The 17,570-nt window shown below is 58.4% G+C and carries 16 protein-coding genes; 4 read left to right on the forward strand and 12 right to left on the reverse strand.

The window, feature by feature from the left end; translation table 11 throughout:
• The first annotated feature begins 149 nt into the window (after positions 1-149).
• Together EOI86_RS00065 and EOI86_RS00070 are read left to right on the forward strand one after the other, a co-directional pair.
• On the forward strand, positions 150-917 hold the full coding sequence (locus EOI86_RS00065; protein WP_205032004.1) for a DUF2189 domain-containing protein: 768 nt from the start codon (positions 150-152) through the stop codon (positions 915-917).
• A 121-nt stretch (positions 918-1,038) separates the two neighbouring features.
• Entirely contained in the window at positions 1,039-1,776 is a 738-nt protein-coding gene (locus EOI86_RS00070; protein WP_127763024.1) for a GntR family transcriptional regulator, read from the forward strand.
• A gap of 89 nt (positions 1,777-1,865) precedes the next feature.
• Here EOI86_RS00070 and EOI86_RS00075 read toward each other — a convergent pair whose 3' ends face one another.
• Genes EOI86_RS00075 through EOI86_RS00100 form a run of 6 tightly spaced genes read right to left on the reverse strand, consistent with a single transcriptional unit; the run spans position 1,866 to position 7,892 of the window.
• Positions 1,866-3,230 carry an aminotransferase class III-fold pyridoxal phosphate-dependent enzyme gene (locus EOI86_RS00075; protein WP_127763026.1) on the reverse strand — a complete coding sequence of 455 codons (1,365 nt, stop codon included), beginning with the start codon at positions 3,228-3,230 and terminating at the stop codon, positions 1,866-1,868.
• The gene (locus EOI86_RS00080) at positions 3,220-4,017 is read right to left on the reverse strand and encodes a carbon-nitrogen hydrolase family protein (protein WP_205032005.1); all 798 of its coding nucleotides are present in this window, start codon (positions 4,015-4,017) and stop codon (positions 3,220-3,222) included. The genes EOI86_RS00075 and EOI86_RS00080 overlap by 11 nt, the downstream gene beginning before the upstream one ends.
• 14 nt (positions 4,018-4,031) lie before the next feature.
• On the reverse strand, positions 4,032-5,060 hold the full coding sequence (locus tag EOI86_RS00085; RefSeq protein WP_127763028.1) for an extracellular solute-binding protein: 1,029 nt from the start codon (positions 5,058-5,060) through the stop codon (positions 4,032-4,034).
• Between the two features lie 17 nt (positions 5,061-5,077).
• Positions 5,078-5,896 carry an ABC transporter permease gene (locus EOI86_RS00090; RefSeq protein WP_127763030.1) on the reverse strand — a complete coding sequence of 273 codons (819 nt, stop codon included), beginning with the start codon at positions 5,894-5,896 and terminating at the stop codon, positions 5,078-5,080.
• Positions 5,896-6,819 (reverse strand): ABC transporter permease, encoded by a 924-nt coding sequence (locus EOI86_RS00095; RefSeq protein WP_127763032.1) that lies wholly within the window; start codon positions 6,817-6,819, stop codon positions 5,896-5,898. The genes EOI86_RS00090 and EOI86_RS00095 overlap by 1 nt, the downstream gene beginning before the upstream one ends.
• On the reverse strand, positions 6,819-7,892 hold the full coding sequence (locus EOI86_RS00100; RefSeq protein ID WP_127763034.1) for an ABC transporter ATP-binding protein: 1,074 nt from the start codon (positions 7,890-7,892) through the stop codon (positions 6,819-6,821). Before EOI86_RS00100 ends, EOI86_RS00095 begins: the two co-directional genes overlap by 1 nt.
• A 90-nt stretch (positions 7,893-7,982) precedes the next feature.
• On the opposite strand from EOI86_RS00100, the gene EOI86_RS00105 reads away from it, so the two are divergent.
• A complete protein-coding gene (locus EOI86_RS00105; protein ID WP_127763036.1) occupies positions 7,983-8,783 on the forward strand; it encodes a helix-turn-helix transcriptional regulator in 801 nt (266 codons plus the stop codon).
• Between the two features lie 305 nt (positions 8,784-9,088).
• Complete coding sequence (gene katG, locus EOI86_RS00110; RefSeq protein ID WP_127763038.1) at positions 9,089-11,248, forward strand: catalase/peroxidase HPI; 2,160 nt, start codon at positions 9,089-9,091, stop codon at positions 11,246-11,248.
• A 78-nt stretch (positions 11,249-11,326) separates the two neighbouring features.
• On the opposite strand, the gene EOI86_RS00115 is transcribed toward katG, so the two are convergent.
• The 6 genes from EOI86_RS00115 to EOI86_RS00140 all read right to left on the reverse strand — a co-directional run bounded on the left by EOI86_RS00115 (position 11,327) and on the right by EOI86_RS00140 (position 17,447).
• Positions 11,327-12,241, reverse strand: a complete 915-nt coding sequence (locus tag EOI86_RS00115; RefSeq protein ID WP_205032006.1) for an HAD-IIA family hydrolase — start codon at positions 12,239-12,241, stop codon at positions 11,327-11,329.
• Positions 12,241-13,059, reverse strand: a complete 819-nt coding sequence (gene phnE / locus EOI86_RS00120; RefSeq protein WP_127763042.1) for a phosphonate ABC transporter, permease protein PhnE — start codon at positions 13,057-13,059, stop codon at positions 12,241-12,243. Before phnE (EOI86_RS00120) ends, EOI86_RS00115 begins: the two co-directional genes overlap by 1 nt.
• The gene (phnE, locus tag EOI86_RS00125) at positions 13,059-13,871 is read right to left on the reverse strand and encodes a phosphonate ABC transporter, permease protein PhnE (RefSeq protein WP_127763044.1); all 813 of its coding nucleotides are present in this window, start codon (positions 13,869-13,871) and stop codon (positions 13,059-13,061) included. Before phnE (EOI86_RS00125) ends, phnE (EOI86_RS00120) begins: the two co-directional genes overlap by 1 nt.
• On the reverse strand, positions 13,868-14,662 hold the full coding sequence (gene phnC / locus EOI86_RS00130) for a phosphonate ABC transporter ATP-binding protein (protein WP_127763046.1): 795 nt from the start codon (positions 14,660-14,662) through the stop codon (positions 13,868-13,870). The genes phnE (EOI86_RS00125) and phnC overlap by 4 nt, the downstream gene beginning before the upstream one ends.
• A gap of 88 nt (positions 14,663-14,750) precedes the next feature.
• Positions 14,751-15,728, reverse strand: coding sequence for a phosphate/phosphite/phosphonate ABC transporter substrate-binding protein (phnD, locus tag EOI86_RS00135; protein WP_127763048.1), 978 nt, complete (start codon positions 15,726-15,728; stop codon positions 14,751-14,753).
• Between the two features lie 195 nt (positions 15,729-15,923).
• Complete coding sequence (locus EOI86_RS00140) at positions 15,924-17,447, reverse strand: UxaA family hydrolase (RefSeq protein ID WP_127763050.1); 1,524 nt, start codon at positions 17,445-17,447, stop codon at positions 15,924-15,926.
• Positions 17,448-17,570: the final 123 nt, after the last annotated feature.

Here is a 17,570-nt window from a genome sequence, read left to right on the forward strand (position 1 = left end):
ACGGAAAACAGGACGGACTAGCCTGATCTCAAAACCTTGCATAAAATAGGGTTAATCGGGGACGACAATGGATCGGACCCGGAAAACGGCTTCGATAGAAAGGCCAACCTATGCAAGTGGAGAGGGAACAAGGGAACGGGCCGGTCCCCGTGCATCAGCCGATCCGGCTGGATGTCAGACCGGCAACGTTCGACGATGTGAAAACTGCATTCAGTGCCGGGCTGCGTGACTTCACGCGGCGGCCTATGCTCAGCCTGTTCTTCGGGCTGGTTTATGCGCTGTTCGGGGCGGTCTTGATCGCCGGATTGGCCATTTCCGACCAATTCTGGTTGGTGGTGGCGGCGGGTGTCGGTTTCCCGCTTGTCGCGCCTTTCTTGGCGGCCGGACTGTATGACATGTCCCGCCGCATGATGGGAAAAGAGCCCTTTTCGGCAAGGGATGTCTTTCTGATTATTTTCCAGCAGCAACGGCGCGAATTCGGTTGGATGGCTTTCGTGGTCCTGTTCGTGTTCTGGATCTGGGCTTATCAGGTTCGTCTCATCTTTGCGATCACGCTTAGTTTTCAGGGGTTCCGATCTATGGATCACCTGTTGGAGAACTTGCTGACAACCGCTGACGGGATAACCTTCCTGTTCGTCGGCACCGCGGTGGGGGCGGTTCTGTCGACGATCCTTTTCTCGATCACCGTGATCGCAATGCCGTTGCTATTGGACAAAAATGTGGACTTCGTCACAGCGATGATCACCAGCGTGAAATCGGTGCTGGCCAGCCCGGTCGTCATGTTGTGCTGGGGGGCGGCGGTCGGCGCGTTGGCGCTGCTTGCGATTGCGCCGGTCTTCGCTGGTGTGATCGTTATTTTCCCAATCCTCGGCCATGCGTCCTGGCATCTGTATGAGCGCCTGATCTCGGAGAAGTGAGGGGAAAGACCGGCGCCGGTTTGTGCGGAAGCCAGCACCGTCTTTCGGTGTTTTCTCGGCGGTGCTGATCATCGATAATGCGGCTCGACATTGTATTGAAACGTCGGAAAGCGGGCCGGAAATGAAAACAAACCAAAAAAGTGGCGGTGCGAGCAAACCGGGCCCCCGTGCATCGGATGATGGGGAGACCGGGTCGGCTTCCTTGACGGGGCGGACCGACGGCCTTTCCGGCAATGTCTATCAACAGATCCGAAATGCAATTGTATCCGGTGAACTGGTGCCGGGGCAGCGCGTTACGGAGACCAAGCTGGCGGAGTCCTTGAACGTTAGCCGGACCCCCATTCGTGAAGCTGTCCAGCGGCTCGAAACCGAAGGGGTTCTGCGCCATTCACCCCGGCAGGGGTTGATTGTTCGGCAATTGGAATACCAGGAGGTTGTAGAGCTCTACGCCATGCGGCTTGTCCTGGAGAGCACCGCGGCGGGGTTATCGGCCCAGCAAGCGACCGATCCGGAGATCGAAATTCTGTCCGATATCGTCGACATGGAAGGAACCGTAGAGACCGGGGACGCCGAACAATCGATCAACTATAACAAGGTGTTCCACGAAACACTCGCGCAGTCGGCGCACAATCGATACCTGATCGACAGCATCCGCTCGCTGGACAATTCGATGATTCTGCTGGGCGGTTCCACTTTGGTTTCGGAAGGCCGCCGGAAGCAGGCGGTGCAGGAACACCGGGCGGTTGTAGAGGCGATCAAGCAGCGCGATACAGAAGCCGCAAGGGACGCCATGGCGCATCACATCAAGGGGGCGCAACGAAAACGCCTTCAGATCATCATGCGGAGCCGGACGGAATAAACGGAGGACAGGGGCATGGCCCGACCGATCGGGGCCGGAACCATGCCCGGGGTATAAGATTTTCCAGGGAACTAGAGTTTCCCAGAGCCCTAGAGTTTCGACGCCACGTCCGCGATGCTCTCCCGTAGGATTTCAGCGATCTGGTGGATCTGTTCTTCCGACAGGATCAAGGTTGGCGACAGGATCAGGATGTTGCCCAGCGGACGGGCGATCAAACCGCGCGCCTGGCAGGCTTGGGCGACCTTCAGGCCGATGGCCTCATGCTCTTCGAATTCCTTCTTGGTGGCTTTGTCTTTCACGAATTCGATGCCCATCATGAAGTGACTGCCGCGGACCTCTCCGACAATCTCCATGTCCGAAAGCCCGCGTAGGGCGTTTTCAAAGATCTTTCCGGTGGTGCGGACGCGTTCCGGAATCTGCTCGCTCTCAAGCAATGCGATATTGGCGAGCGCGGCTGCCGACGCGGCGGGATGCCCGGAATAGGTCATGCCATGCAGGAACTTCTCGCCCGGTTCCGAAATTACCTCATGGATCTCGTCGGAGATGATGGTCGCCGACATCGGTTGATAACCGGATGTCAAACCCTTGGCAGTGGTGATGATATCCGGCGTGACATCGAAGACGTCCTTCGACGCGAAGTAATGGCCAAGACGCCCGAAGGCGGTCACGACTTCGTCGGAGATGTATTTGATCTCGTTATCGGCACAGACTGCCGCCATGCGGGCATGATATCCTTCCGGCGCGACGATGATCCCACCGGCGCCCATGATCGGCTCGGCAATGAAGGCGCAGATATTCTCTGCACCAATGGTTTCGATTGACGAGCGCAGGTCTTCGATCAGGGCATCGAGGAATTCTTCCTCCGACATGCCCTCGCCATTCCGCCAATAGTGCGGGGAGCGCAAGTGATGAACCAAGTCATCCGCACTGTCCCAGCCTTTGGAATAAGCGGGTGTGGTCATTGCGATCGCCAGATGGGTCGAGCCGTGATAGGCGCCGATGCGGCTCAGCACCTTTTTCTTATTCGGCCGGCCAAGGCGATTGTTGTAGTGGTGCAGCATGCGCACCGCGCTATCGTTCGCGACCGAACCTGAATTGCCGAAATGGACCTTGTTCAAGCGTCCCGGCGCGAGGCTGGCGATCTTCTCAGAAAGGGCCGCAGCGGTCGGGTGTGTGAAATTGTAGAAGGTGGAGTAGAAATCCAGCTGGTTCAGCTGGTCGGTGATCGCGTCGATGATCTCCTTCCGGCGGTGGCCAACATTGACACACCACAGGCCGCCAATTCCATCGATCAGGTCGTTGCCCTCGCTATCGCGAACCATGGTGCCGTCTGCGCCGACAATGACGGTGCGCGCACCATCCTGCTTCAGCGCGTGGAGGTCGGCGAAGGATTGAATCAAATGTGTGTCCGCGGTCAACACCCCATCGGTGCTGGTATCCAGATCAAGTGTCATCAGTTTTCCCAACTCTCCTGTAATCGGCTTGTTGTTGTGAAAGTATGGTCCCGTCAATCCGGTCGAGTGCCGACAGATCCGTTACCAGAAGTGTTTCGCCGACCCCGGCCGATGCCAAAGGCTTCGCGTCGGGCCCGACAATGACGGAGTGTCCGCCGAATGTGATATCGCCCTCAGACCCGCAAAAATTCGCATAGGCGATGGTCAGGCGCATTTCCGCCGCACGGGCGGGAATAAGCGCTTCCGATACATATTCAAAGCCGCGCGGGTTTGCCGTCGGCACCAGGATCAGGGAAACCCCCTGTTTCGCCAATGCTATGCAGTGCTGCGGAAATTCCACGTCATAGCAGATCAGTAGGGCAGCCTTGCGACCCCATAGATCGAAGACCGTATAGCTGTCACCGAACTCGAAGCTTTCCTGCTCCCGGGGTCCATAGAGCTGAATTTTACGATAATGGGCGATTTGCGCGCCCGTCTCGTCGAAGCAGGTGGCGGCGTTATAGACCTTGCCGCCATCCGCTTCGGCCCAGCCGATCGTGATGCCACAGCCGGTTTGTTTGGCGAGCGCGGATAGCCGTCTCGTCCATTCCCCGCCGAGAGGCTGGGCTAGGGAGTGGTGGAGGTCCGGCCGGTTATAGCCCGGCAGAAAGACTTCCGGAAAAACGGCCATCCGTGCGCCCGCCAAGGCGGCGGCCGACAGCTGCCGTTCGATGCGGATGAAGCCCGCTTCGATATCGCCGTCGATCGCCGGTCCCTGGTACAGCGCGAGTTTCACCGATTCGCTCATCGATCGCCCCGCATTTATTTCTTAAGGTTCGTCCAGATGGCGTCGTAGAGAACCTGAACCTCTTGCGGGCAGGCTTCGACGAACACGCCTTTCTGGCCTGCCGGCGGGTTGGATTCCGGGGAATTCGCGACCGCCGGTTCCAGGAAGGGGGCGACGCCCTTAACACCCGCCGTGTACTGGGCATAGTTGGTAACCGCCGCGGCGTTTTCCGGCTCCAGCAAGAAGTTCATGAACTTCAAAGCGTTCTCGCGGTTCGGTGCGTCTTTCAACAGGACGACATTGTCCATCCAGACGATGTAACCTTCCTTCGGGAAGGCATATTCGATATTGGCGCCTTCAGAACGGGCCTTTGCCGAGAAACCGGACCAGATCATGCCAACGGCGGCGTCACCCGAAACGAGTACGTCCTTGGCGATATCGGAACCGAAAGAAGCCCAATGCTGCTTCGCGCCTTGAACCAGCGCGTTCAACGCCTTCAACTGTGCCTTGTCGGGTGTGCATTGAGGAATGCCCAGATAGAGCGATGCCAGCGTCAATGTCTCGCCCGACGTGTCGAGGACGTTGATCTTGCCCTTCAGTTCTTCCGGCGGGTCGAAGACGATCGCCAGGCTGTCGATCGGCCCCGAGAAGACATCCCGGTTGACCGAAAACGAGGTGGATCCCCACTGGTAGGGAATGGAGCTTTTGCGGCCCGGGTCGAAGGAGACATCGGCCCATTGGTCTTCGATATTGCCGAAATTGGACAGTTCGGACGGCTCGAAGGTATCGAGCATCCCTTCGTTGTTCAGGATCTTCACCATGTAGTCGCCCGGAACCGCGACGTCGTAGGAGCCGAGCTTGCCGGCCTTCAGCGACGCGAGAAGTGACTCGTTGCTGTCATAGGTGTCCATGGTCACCTCGACATCGTATTCCTTTGCGAATTTATCCAGCAGTTCCTGCGGGATGTATTCGAACCAATGATAGATCGACAGTTTCCCTTCGGCCTGGGCCGCGCCGGTCAGCGCGAAGAAGGCCAATGATGCGGTCATAAGAAGTTTCTTCATGTGAAGCTCCACTCTGTTTAGGTTTTTTGGTTTTTGTCTTGCCCGGTTCGGCCGATCAGCCAGGACAGGGAAACGAAGATCACCGACACGATGAGCATCAATGTTGAGATCGCCATAATGTTGGGCTTTATGCCCTGTTTGACCGACCCGAAGATCGCGGTCGGCAGGGTCTCGACACCCGCTCCCTTGACGAAGTTGGTGATCAGGAAATCGTCCAGGGAAATAATGAACGCCAACAGAAAGCCGGACAGGATGCCGGGCGTCATCAGCGGAAGCAGGACCAGTTTGAAGGCTTCCCGGGGCGTTGCATAAAGATCCATCGCCGCCTGCTCGTACAGGTCCGGGATGCTTTGCATCCGCGCGGAAATCGGCAGATAGGCGAAAGGAATGCAGAACACGATATGGGCGATGAGGATTGTGGTTAGCCCGGATGTGAAGCCGATGGCGGTGAAGAAGACCAAGCTTGCCACGGCCGTCACCACTTCCGGCACCATCAGGGGCAGGCTGATCAGCGCGAAGCTCAATGTCTTTCCGCGAAACCGGCCTGCCCGCGTCATCGCGACGGAGGCAAGTGTCGCGATGATGGTCGCCGCAATGGCGGCCGTTATTGCGATAACCAACGAATTGATCGCCGCTTGCTGGAACTTCGGCGCTTCCGGCCCGGTGAAGACATCGACATACCAGGCCAGCGAGGTGCCGCCCCATTTGGTGATCGAGGTGGAGGCGTTGAAGGAATAAACCGCGACCACGATCAGCGGCGCATAGAGCACCACGAGGCATACGATCGTGACGGTCAGAAACCCGGGGAAACGGCGAAGGTCCGTCTTTGACGCCATCAGCGCTCGCTCCCCTTGTTCTGGTTGCGGGCATAGATCAGCAGGACTGCCATCACGATGCTGAGCAGGATGGTGGACGCCGCCGCGCCGAAGGGCCAGTTGCCGGCGCTGCCTTTGAACTGTTCTTCGATCAGCGACCCGATCATGAAGGTCTTCGCGCCGCCAAGCAGATCCGGCGCCAGGAACGCGCCGAGCGACGGCACGAAGACCAGGATGCAGCCGGCAACGATCCCCGGCTTCACTACCGGCAGAATGACCAGCCACAGTGTGGTCCAGATGCTGGAATAAAGATCCGCCGCCGCTTCCGAAAGTGAGAAATCATAGCGTTCGACCGATGCGTAGATCGGCAAGACCATGAAAGGCAGATAACTGTAAAACAGGCCGAGTTGGACCGCGAAATTTGTATTGATAAGGCCGAGCGGTTCACTGACCGCGCCTGTCCAAAGAAGGAATTCGTTCAGCGGCCCGGTGTCGCGGATAAGGAACTTCATTGACACGGTCCGGATCAGCAGGTTGACCCAATAGGGGATCGTGATCATGAACAGCCATGCCGAACGCGTGGAAGGTCTTCGCGTCGCAATGAACCAGGCGGTGGGAAACCCGATCAACAGACAGGCAATGGTCGCCACCCCGGCTTGCCAGATCGAACGCCAGAAAATGCCGATATAGGTCCATTCGATGCTTGGCGGTTCGTCGCCGAACAGGCCGCGGTCGAAAAAGAACTGGTCATAGGCCGCCAGCGTGAATTCCCAGATCACGCCGCCGCGGAATTCCTTGGTCAGAAACGAATAGACGATCATCATGCCGACGGGGGCGAGCAGGAAGAACCCGATCATGGCCCAGGCGGGGAACATCAGCTTGGCGCTGTTGCCTTTGTATATGTTTGAGACGGTCCCGCCGCTCGTTGTCGCCCCGGCCGCCATCAGTCCGCAAGAAGGCGCGCCGCGCCAACCTCCAGCTTCAGGCCGACGGCGGAACCTTCCTCGGGTACAATTGTCGTTTCCGAATTCTGCAGCCGCACGGTCATCGCTTCATCGTCGGCCAATCGGACGTGCAGTTGAATATCGGTTCCCAGATAGACCCGGCCGGTGACGGTCGCATCCAGGTCGCCGGCCCCCTCCGCGCATAGGGCAATCCGCTCCGGCCGAACCGAAAGGTGACCTTTGCCGGCCCCGCGCATGGCCGCCGCCGGACAGGTGAAGCCGTGACCGCCGGGCAGCGACAGTGTTGCCATGCCGTCGGAAACGGAATGGACATCAACGTCAAGAAGGTTCGTTTCCCCGATAAAATCAGCGACGAAACGGTTAACCGGGCTCTCGTAAATGTCCGGTGGAGCCCCAATCTGCTGAACCTCTCCATTCGACATGACCGCGATCCGGTCCGACATCGTCAGCGCCTCTTCCTGGTCATGCGTGACGAAGATGAAGGCAATGCCGGTTTCCCGCTGTAGGGATTTGAGTTCCACGCGAACGGCCTGCCGCAATTTCAGGTCTAAGGCGGATAGCGGTTCGTCCAGCAGCAATACGGCCGGGCGCGGGGCCAGGGCGCGGGCAAGGGCCACCCGTTGTTGCTGGCCGCCCGACAGTTGCGCGGGCTTGCGCGCGGCAAAACCGCCAAGCTGGACCATCTCCAGCACCTGGTTCGCACGTTGCGCCGCATCCGTTTTGGACCAACCGCTGCGTAACATCCCGAACATGACGTTGTCCGTCACGGTCATATGGGGGAACAGCGCGTATTGCTGGAACACTGTGTTGACCGGTCGCTTGTGGGGAGGAAGGCCCGTAATGTCCTCGCCCTTCAACCGGATGGTGCCGCTGCTGACCTCTTCGAAGCCGGCGATCGACCGCAGCAGGGTCGTCTTGCCGCAACCCGACGGCCCCAGCAGCGTAAAGAACTCATTCTCGCAAATGCTGAGCGAGACACCGTGCAAGGCCGTAAACGAACCGTACCGTTTGACGACGTTCTCGATATCGACCGCAATCTCCGCGCTGGTCATGAACTACTCTTCTTTGATACCCCTAAATCCCAGGGTAAAACGGTAAAACGGTCTGTGGAGGGGGTATATACCCCCAAAGAGGTATGCGCGATGGAACTGCCGAATTCAGCGGAGAAGCATCTAGGGCGGGCCATTGCGGCCTTGGCGTCCGATCGGTTCGAACATGCTCTCTTCGAATGGCTGCACCGTTGTTTCGAAATCGACAACACAACAATGCTGGCTTATTTCCAGAACCGCGTGCCGGAAATCATGTTCACGCATGCAATTGAACGGAAAGTTCATGAAAAGCTTTTCAGCGACTATGTGCCGGGCGCTTATCTGCTGGACCCGTTCCATGCGCTGCATGTGGAAAACGCGCCTCCCGGTCTCTACCGATTGAAGGACATTGCGCCTGATCAGTTTCAGCGCAATGAGTACTATGCCGCCTACTATCAACGCACCACGCTGGTCGATGAGATGGCCTATGTCGCTTATCCGGCCGAAGGGGTGTCGGTGCAGATATGCCTGGGCCGGGACAAGTCTTCCGGCCAGCGCTTTTCCGCACGCGACGTGCAGAAGGCCGAGAGGATCGCACCCATCGTCTGCGGTTTGATCGAACAGCAATGGTCAGGCCTGCAATCGACAGGCGACTATAGGAATGAGGACCTTGCGGGCCATCTCATCACGGCGTTGGAGCAAGAGCATGGCATCGCGCTCAGTCCGCGCCAGGCGGAAGTCGCGCTCTTGATTTTGCGCGGGCATTCTTCCGTCTCGATCGGTCTGCGCCTCGGTATCAGTCCGCAGACGGTTAAGGTTTTTCGCAAGCAGCTGTATCGGCGCTGCGGAATATCCTCACAAGCGGAGCTGTTTTCTCTGCTGATACCCCTGCTCTCGATACCGGACACCGTGTGACCGTTGCGGGTCGACCTTTCCGGGAACGGTGAAACGCATGCCTATTGATCGAAAAAATAATCTGTTAAGACGAAAATAATCAATTTTCCCAATTTTCGGCCAGGGGGTATCGTAGCGACATCCGAAATGAAGTGTTGGACGAAACGCGGATTAGCCGGAGACGAACGCACCCAAAAGCAACCTTCGTACGCGTCAAACGTATATTAGGATAGGGTGTATGCGCTGCAGGACGGCTTGGACCTCGCCATTTGCCGCCTCGGCGGTGCTGCCAACAAACACATCAAACTCTCAAGGGAGTGATATCTATGACTGAAGTCAAATGCCCAGTGATGCACGGTGGGAATACATCCACCGGGTCGTCTGTAATGTCTTGGTGGCCGAATGCCTTGAACCTGGACATCCTTCACCAGCATGACACGAAGACCAATCCGATGGGGAAGGACTTCAACTATCGGGAAGAGGTCAAGAAGCTCGACGTCGAAGCGCTGAAGAAAGACATGCATGCCCTGATGACCGACAGCCAGGATTGGTGGCCGGCGGATTGGGGACACTATGGCGGCCTGATGATCCGCATGGCGTGGCATGCTGCGGGGTCCTACCGTCTGGCCGACGGCCGTGGCGGCGCTGGTACAGGCAACCAGCGTTTCGCGCCGCTGAATTCCTGGCCGGACAATGTCAGCCTGGACAAAGCGCGCCGCCTGTTGTGGCCGATCAAGAAGAAATACGGCAACAAGGTCAGCTGGGCGGATCTGTTCATCCTGGCCGGTAATATCGCCTATGAATCCATGGGTCTGAAAACTTTCGGCTTCGGATTCGGTCGCGCCGATATCTGGGCCCCGGAAACGGATGTCTATTGGGGGGCCGAGAAAGAGTGGCTTGCCCCGAGCGACGGCCGATATGGCGATGTCGACAAGCCCGAGACGATGGAAAACCCGCTTGCCGCGGTTCAGATGGGGCTGATCTACGTCAACCCGGAAGGCGTCAACGGGAAACCCGATCCGCTGAAGACCGCGGAGCAGGTCCGTGAGACCTTCGCCCGGATGGCGATGGACGACGAGGAAACCGCCGCGCTGACCGCTGGTGGCCACACTGTCGGCAAAACCCACGGTAACGGCGATGCCGATGCGCTGGGTCCGGAGCCGGAAGCCGCGGATGTCGACCAGCAAGGTTTCGGTTGGGCTAACCCGAATATGGGTGGTAAGGCCGCGAACGCCGTGACGTCGGGAATCGAAGGCGCTTGGACGTCGAACCCGACACAATTCGACATGGGGTATTTCGACCTGCTGTTCGGCTACGAATGGGAATTGAAGAAAAGCCCGGCCGGTGCCCAGCAGTGGGAGCCGATCGACATCAAGGAAGAGGACAAGCCGGTGGACGCCACCGACCCCTCAAAACGCCACAACCCCATCATGACTGATGCCGACATGGCGATGAAGATGGATCCGGCCTATCGGAAGATCTGTGAAAAATTCATGGCCGATCCGGAATACTTCAAAGACACCTTCGCGCGGGCTTGGTTCAAGCTGACCCACCGCGATATGGGGCCGAAGGTTCGCTACATCGGACCGGATGTGCCGGAAGAAGACCTGATCTGGCAGGACCCGATCCCGGCCGGCAACACGGGATACGACATCGATGCGGCCAAGGCGAAGATAGCGGATAGCGGTCTCAGCATCAGCGAAATGGTCGCGACCGCCTGGGACAGTGCCCGCACCTATCGGGGGTCCGATATGCGGGGTGGTGCCAACGGCGCACGCATCCGCTTGGCCCCGCAGAAGGACTGGGAAGGCAACGAGCCGGACCGCTTGGCCAAGGTGCTTGGCGTTCTGGAGCCGATCGCGGCCGAAACCGGGGCAAGCATCGCCGATGTGATCGTGCTTGCTGGGAATGTTGGTATCGAACAGGCGGCCAAGGCGGCCGGGGTCGATATTGCTGTTCCTTTCGCACCGGGCCGTGGCGACGCGACCGATGAGATGACCGACGCGGACTCCTTCGATGTACTGGAACCGTTGCATGACGGTTACCGGAACTGGTTGAAGAAGGACTATGTGGTCAGTGCGGAAGAAATGATGCTCGACCGCACCCAGTTGATGGGGCTGACCGCGCCGGAAATGGTGGTCCTCGTCGGCGGCATGCGCGTGCTGGGCACCAATCATGGCGGCACCAAACACGGCGTCTTCACCGATCGTGAAGGCCAGTTGACGACCGACTTCTTCGTCAATCTGACCGACATGGCCAATGAGTGGAAGCCGAAGAGCAAGACCGTCTATGAGATCCGTGATCGCAAGTCCGGTGACGTCAAGTGGACGGCCACGCGGATGGACCTGGTTTTCGGTTCGAACTCCATCCTGCGGTCGTATGCGGAGGTCTATGCACAGGACGACAACAAAGAGAAGTTCGTGAAGGACTTTGTTGCGGCCTGGACGAAGGTCATGAATGCGGACCGGTTCGATCTGGAAGCGTAAAACCCCGCGTTTAAAGCGTAACGGAAACAGGAAAGCCCGCCGGCAACGGCGGGCTTTTCATTTGTTCGTTCGTCCGGCCTAAGGCGTCGGGATGATGTAGTCCGGGGAAATTTTCGCCAGGTCTATTCCCGCCTCGAAATCCGCATTGGCGAAGAAACCGTGATCGGTCACCAGGATGGTGCCGATCCCGGCCGCCAACCCGCCCAACACATCGGTTTGCAGCGTATCCCCGACCATGGCGATGCGGTCGCGGTCTACAATTTCGGGAATACGCGCCAAGACGGCTTCGAAGGCAGCCTTGAAAGGCTTGCCGAAGAATTCGGGTTCGACGCCGCTGGCATCGGCCATGTTATGGGCATAGTGGCCGGGTTCCCACGACATGCCGCCTTCCACAGGGGCAACGATATCGGGATTGCCGACCAGGATGGGGCGCGGCCGGGCCTGCAAAGCCTGCTCGATCAGGCGCTGCCGTTCCGGCGTCCATTCGCTGCTGCCGAACAGGATGAACGCATCGACTTCCGCATATGGGCCGGGGTCGTCGCCCAGGAAGGCAATATCGTGGTCTTCCAGTTCTTCCGTGCCGAATTTGGTCGCCGCCATGGCACCCCATTTGTGCTTCGGGTATTGGGCAAGCGCATGCAGCATGACCTCGCGGCTTGAAACCGCATTTGCGGGGTCGAAGCTGAAGCCCAGGCGGCTATAGCGCTGCATCAGTAACCGTTTGGGATAGCCGGCGGCGTTCGTCAGTACGATGACGGTCTTGCCCATCCGCTGCAGTTCCGTCACTGCGTCGACGGCACCGGGAATGGCGCCTTCGCCGACATTGAGGACCCCGAAACCGTCCAGAACGAAGGCGTCGAAACGATCCGCCAAGGCAAGCAAACCTGCCGCCCGTTCCGCGGACCCCTGCCGCGGCGGGGTGGGTAGGCGATGTCTGACCGCCTCATAGGCTTTGAACGCCTTGAGGGTCGCTTCGGGCGCACGCAATTCCATCAGATTATCGCGCCCCGCACTTTCGCCGAGACCCATTCGCTGAGGACGACCGCGAACAGGATGACGATCAGGATCAGTGAAACCTGCGGCCAGGCGAGAACATTGAGCGAGGAGGAGAGCTGCAGGCCGATCCCGCCCGCACCGACAAGGCCCAAAACGGTCGACTCGCGGATGTTGATGTCCCACCGGAAGACGGCGACGCCGGCAAAGGCGGGCATGATCTGCGGCACGATCCCATAGGCCATGACCTGCCAGCGCGACGCGCCGGTGGCGGTGATCGCTTCAACCTGCTTGTGGTCGATCTCTTCAATCGCTTCGTAGAGCAATTTGGCGCAGAAACCGATTGAGCGGATTGCGATGGCCAGAATGCCGGCAAAGACGCCGGGGCCGATAATTGCGATCAACAGCAAGGCCCAGATCAGCGAATTGATGGACCGAGTCGATACGATGATCAGCAAGGCGAGTGGTCGGATGAACGTTTTGCTGGGTGTTGTATTTCGCGCGGCGAGGAAGGCCGTCGGCACGGCCAGGAAAAGCGCCAGCAATGTCCCGAGTGTCGCAATATTAAGTGTATCCCAGATCGGCTCACCCAATTGCGTGATGTATTCCCATTTCGGTGGGGTCGCGCGGGTCAGGATGTCGCCGGCGATGCGCGGCGCGTCCCAAACGAAGAACCAGGTCGTCGATTCCGAAATCTGCTGCCAGCAGACAACAAAGACGGCGACCCCGATGAACCAGGACGCCCAATGGGTGAACTGCTCGCGGCGGTTTCGCTTCTGCCAGACTTTCAGCCCATCCGCATTCTGTTCAATCGGCATTACTGCACCCGTGCCCGAATAACACCGGAAAGGTATTCCAGCATCATGACAATTCCGATGATGATCATAAGGATCGCCGCAGCGGTATCGAACTCATACCGGTCGAAGGCGGTGTTCAATGTGGCCCCGATCCCGCCCGCGCCGACAAGGCCCAGAATCGCGGATTCGCGGAAATTGATATCCACCCGATACATTGAAAGTCCGATCAACCGTGGCATTACCTGTGGCTGAACGCCGTAGTTGATCCATTGCATCCAACCCGCGCCGGTTGCACGGATGGCTTCCGCCTGAACGCGGTCCATGGATTCGATATCTTCGGCCAAAAGCTTGGAAAGGAAACCGATGGTCGCGAAGGATAGCGTCAGGAAACCAGCCAACGGTCCGAACCCGAAAATCGCTACCAGCAGGATCGCGACGATAATTTCCTGCAGGGCGCGGGAAAGCGCGACGATTGACCGGCAGACAAGATAAACCGGCAAGGGAGCGATATTGCGGGCCGCACCGAGGCCGATTGGGATCGAGATTAGGATGCCGACCACCGATGCCGCGACGGTCATGATCAGGCTTTCCAGCATGCCGTCCCAGATGTCGCTTGCCCGCGATACGAAATCCGGCCGGGTGAAGGACATGATAAAAGCCGCGCCGCGGTCCAGACCTTCATAGACGCGAGACCAGTTCACCTCGATCGAGGATATGGCTGCGATCAGGTACAGAACACCGCTGACGCCGAGCGCCCAACGCAGCCATGCCCGCTTGATGAAGGACGGCTTACGCCAAGGCTGTCCTATTTTGGTGTTCAGTGCGGTCGTCATGCAACGGCTGCCTCTGTGTCTTCGTCTTCATCCTTGCGGATCGTTGCCTGCCAATCTTCTTCGCCGTAGATTTCCGTCAAGACGTCGGGTGAAAGCCCGTCCGGTGGCCCGTCAAAGCGGATCGCGCCGGATTGCAGGCCGATGACACGTTGCACAAACATTTGTGCCAAGGCGACGTCGTGGATGTTGATGATCGCGGCAAGCCCGCGTTCCTGACAAAGCTCGCAGATCAGCCGCATGATTTGGCGGGATGTTTTCGGGTCCAGCGACGCGGTAGGTTCATCGACCAGAAGCAGGGCCGGGTTTTGGATCAAGGCCCTGCAAATGCCGACGCGTTGACGCTGACCACCGGATAATTCGTCGGCGCGTTTATCGGCCATGGCCAACAAACCGACACGATCCAATAGGCGGAATGCTTCGTCTATATCGGATTGTGGGTATTTGCGCAGGAAACTGCGCCAGAATCCCACATATCCAAGGCGTCCGGACAATACGTTTTCCATCACCGTCAGGCGTTCGACCAGGGCGTATTCTTGGAAGATCATGCCCATGCGGCGGCGCTCGCGGCGCAGGCCGGACGAACTCAATGCGGTGACGTCGACATCGTCCAACAAAACTTGGCCGCTGGTCGGTTCGACCAATCGGTTGATACAGCGGATCAAGGTAGATTTGCCGGCGCCAGACGGGCCGATCAGGGCGACAACCTGGCCGTTGGGTATATCGATATCGACCGACACCAGGGCCTTGTCCCCCGTACGGTAGGTCTTTGTCAGCGATTTAAGGCTTAGCAAAAGCGGATACTCGTTCGGTTGTCACTGATGTTGACGTTGCGAAAAGAAAACCGGCGATGCCAAATTCGGCATCGCCGGTCAAACCTTCTTATTCGCAGGCGTAGGATACGCCGTTGGCCGTGTCGATCTTGCGGATGACTTCCCAGAATTCCTTATAGGTCATTTCCAGGAACTGGCCTTCGTTCGACTTTTCGAATTCTTTCTGCAGGCTGCTGCCGTCCCATTCGAAGGAGAAGAACGCGTCACGGATCTTTTCCTGCAATTCCGGCTTCAGGTTATAGACAACGCCGAAGCCCGTCGTCGGGAAGGTTTGCGATTTATAGATCGAGATGACTTGTTCGGGCTTCAGCACATCGCGCTGGATCATCCGGGACAGGACAGAATTCGCGATGGAAGCCGCGGGGTAATCCTTGTTGGCGACACCCAGGATGGAGTTGTCGTGCTTGCCGGAAAAGACCGGTTCGAAGTCGCGTTCGGCGATCATGCCGAAATCGGCTTTCAGGATCGCGGAGGGCGCCTTGAAACCGGAATTGGAAGTCGGCGAGGTAAACGCAAGCTGCTTGCCCTTGATGTCCTCGACCTTTTCGATTCCGGAACCCGGATAGGTCAGGATTTCCATCTCGTAACCGAAATTGCCGTCCTTGGACGCCATGATCGTGAAAGGATGGAATCCGGCGCAATTCACGGCCAACGGATTGGATCCGGTGTTGAACCCTGCGATATGGAGGCGTCCGGACCGCATCGCTTCGATCTGCGCGGCGTTGGACTGAACCGGGAAGAAAACGACGGATTTTCCGGTCTTCTCCTCCAGGTATTCCAGGAAGTCGGACCAGGCCTCCTTGTAGACGGCGGGGTCTTCGACCGGCGTGTACGCGAAGATCAGTGTATCCGGGTCCAGTTGCTGGGAAGGGTCGGTCGGGGTGTCGGCGATCAGGTCGCCGTCACGGTCGCAATAGCGCTGGTCCAAATCGCCGCGCGGGCAATTTTCCTGGGCGGATGCACTTGAAGCGGAAAACGCCAACGCGGCCATGACCGCACCGGCAAGCAGAATGTTCTTTTTGATCACGTTGAACCTCCCCTTGGGTTACCTTTTTTGCCCCGGTCGCACGGACCGGAATTTATTGCAGTTTTGTTACATAGCACCGAAGCGCTGGGGGGGAAATATCGTTTTCGGACCGACAGGAAAAGGCTGCGGCGGACGGCCGAATCCGTCGCTCGGTTCGTTGCCGCCGCTCACCATGTTTGCGTAGGCTGATATTTTTTAGCCGAGCGCGCCGATCGGCCAAGGGATGAATTCATCCTCGCCGACACCCAGTTCCTCGCTTTTCGATTTCACGCCGGACGCGATGTCCAGAAAGCGTTGGAATATCTCTTCGCCCATTTCGTCCAGCGTGGCGTCTCCGTCGATCACCGTGCCGCAATTGATGTCCATGTCACCCCGCATGCGTTGGAACATAGGGGTGTTGCTGGCCAGTTTGATGGTGGGGGCCGGGTAGGATCCGAAGCATGACCCGCGCCCCGTGGTGAAGCAGATCAGATTTGCGCCGCCCGCGATCTGGCCGGTCGCGGATACAGGGTCGTATCCGGGGGTATCCATGATGACGAGGCCGTGCTCCTTCACAGGTTCGGCGTATAGATAGACTTCGTTGACGCTGGAAGACCCACCCTTCTTTGCGCCGCCAAGCGCCTTTTCGATGATATTCGCAATGCCGCCGGCGTTGTTGCCGGGGCTGACCTTGCCGTTGATCTGGGTGTCTTTACCCTTGTTGTATTCCAGCCACCAGGTGAACCGGTCGACGAATTTCTGACCTATTTCGGGTGAACGGGCCCGCGCTGTCAGCGTGTGTTCGACGCCATAGAGTTCCGGGGTTTCGGACAAAATGGCGGTGCCGCCGTTGCGCACCAGAATGTCGACGGCCTTGCCAAGCGCCGGATTGGCGGACAGCCCGGAAAAGCCGTCCGACCCGCCGCATTGCAGGCCGACCATGATGTGCTCGGCGGAACACGGTTCGCGCGTCACTGCGTTCGCCTCGTCGAGCATCTCGCGGATCGCTTGTTTGCCGGCTTCGATCGCGGCGGCCGTGCCACCGGTTTCCTGCATTGTGATCGTGCGGATGGATTTCCCGGTTTCCAGCCCTTCGGTTTCGAAGAACCGTTGAAGGTTGTTCCTCTCGCAGCCAAGCGAGCATACCAGCGCGCCGGCGATATTCGGGTGACGGATATAGCCGGAGAGGGTACGGCGGAGCAGGTCCATCGGTTCGCCCGTCATTTCCATGCCGCAGCCCTGTTCGTGAACGAATGGCACGACGGCATCGACGTTGGGATAGTCGGCCAGACGTTCTTCATCAAAATAGTTTGCGATCCGCCGGGCGACCGTCGCCGAGCAATTGACGGTGATGAAAATGCCGATGCAATTGCGGGTGCCGACACGGCCGTCGGCCCTGCGGATTCCCATGAAACTTGCTCGCTCATCGGGCGGCAGGATCTCGGTGGGGCGATAGTCCTGGCCGTGCCGGTAGTCCTTGGCGAAGGAATCCATCAATACGTTGTGGGAGTGCATCCAGGTTCCGGGCTCTATGTCCTCACCTGCGAAGCCGATGATGGTGTCGTATTTCAGAACGGGGTCGCCCTTCTTGATCGGCCGCGTGGCCAGCTTATGGCCGAGGGGAATGTCCTGCAGGCTTGTGATTCCTTCGGCCTCGATTTGGGCCCCTTTGGGGATTTCTTCCCTGGCGACGACAACATTGTCGTTTGCATCGAGACGAATTGTCGGATTTTTCACCATGTTCCTAGCCCCTGATCGTAGCCGTTGTTCTTGGTTCAAGCCGGCATGCGTATTGTTGGATTATCGAATGGCGCCAGCGTTGTCTCGCACGTGCAAATTACGATTATCACGCTCTATCGTTCG

It is taken from the genome of Hwanghaeella grinnelliae, from assembly GCF_004005845.1.
Lineage (GTDB): Bacteria > Pseudomonadota > Alphaproteobacteria > UBA8366 > Aestuariispiraceae > Hwanghaeella > Hwanghaeella grinnelliae.

Coding starts and splice junctions, on each gene's coding strand:
- EOI86_RS00070 (WP_127763024.1), top strand. CDS start 1,039: ATGAAAACAAACCAAAAAAGTGGCGGTGCGAGCAAACCGGGCCCCCGT.
- EOI86_RS00075 (WP_127763026.1), bottom strand. CDS start 3,230: ATGACACTTGATCTGGATACCAGCACCGATGGGGTGTTGACCGCGGAC.
- EOI86_RS00080 (WP_205032005.1), bottom strand. CDS start 4,017: ATGAGCGAATCGGTGAAACTCGCGCTGTACCAGGGACCGGCGATCGAC.
- EOI86_RS00085 (WP_127763028.1), bottom strand. CDS start 5,060: ATGAAGAAACTTCTTATGACCGCATCATTGGCCTTCTTCGCGCTGACC.
- EOI86_RS00090 (WP_127763030.1), bottom strand. CDS start 5,896: ATGGCGTCAAAGACGGACCTTCGCCGTTTCCCCGGGTTTCTGACCGTC.
- EOI86_RS00095 (WP_127763032.1), bottom strand. CDS start 6,819: ATGGCGGCCGGGGCGACAACGAGCGGCGGGACCGTCTCAAACATATAC.
- EOI86_RS00100 (WP_127763034.1), bottom strand. CDS start 7,892: ATGACCAGCGCGGAGATTGCGGTCGATATCGAGAACGTCGTCAAACGG.
- EOI86_RS00105 (WP_127763036.1), top strand. CDS start 7,983: ATGGAACTGCCGAATTCAGCGGAGAAGCATCTAGGGCGGGCCATTGCG.
- katG (WP_127763038.1), top strand. CDS start 9,089: ATGACTGAAGTCAAATGCCCAGTGATGCACGGTGGGAATACATCCACC.
- EOI86_RS00115 (WP_205032006.1), bottom strand. CDS start 12,241: ATGGAATTGCGTGCGCCCGAAGCGACCCTCAAGGCGTTCAAAGCCTAT.
- phnE (WP_127763042.1), bottom strand. CDS start 13,059: ATGCCGATTGAACAGAATGCGGATGGGCTGAAAGTCTGGCAGAAGCGA.
- phnE (WP_127763044.1), bottom strand. CDS start 13,871: ATGACGACCGCACTGAACACCAAAATAGGACAGCCTTGGCGTAAGCCG.
- EOI86_RS00140 (WP_127763050.1), bottom strand. CDS start 17,447: ATGGTGAAAAATCCGACAATTCGTCTCGATGCAAACGACAATGTTGTC.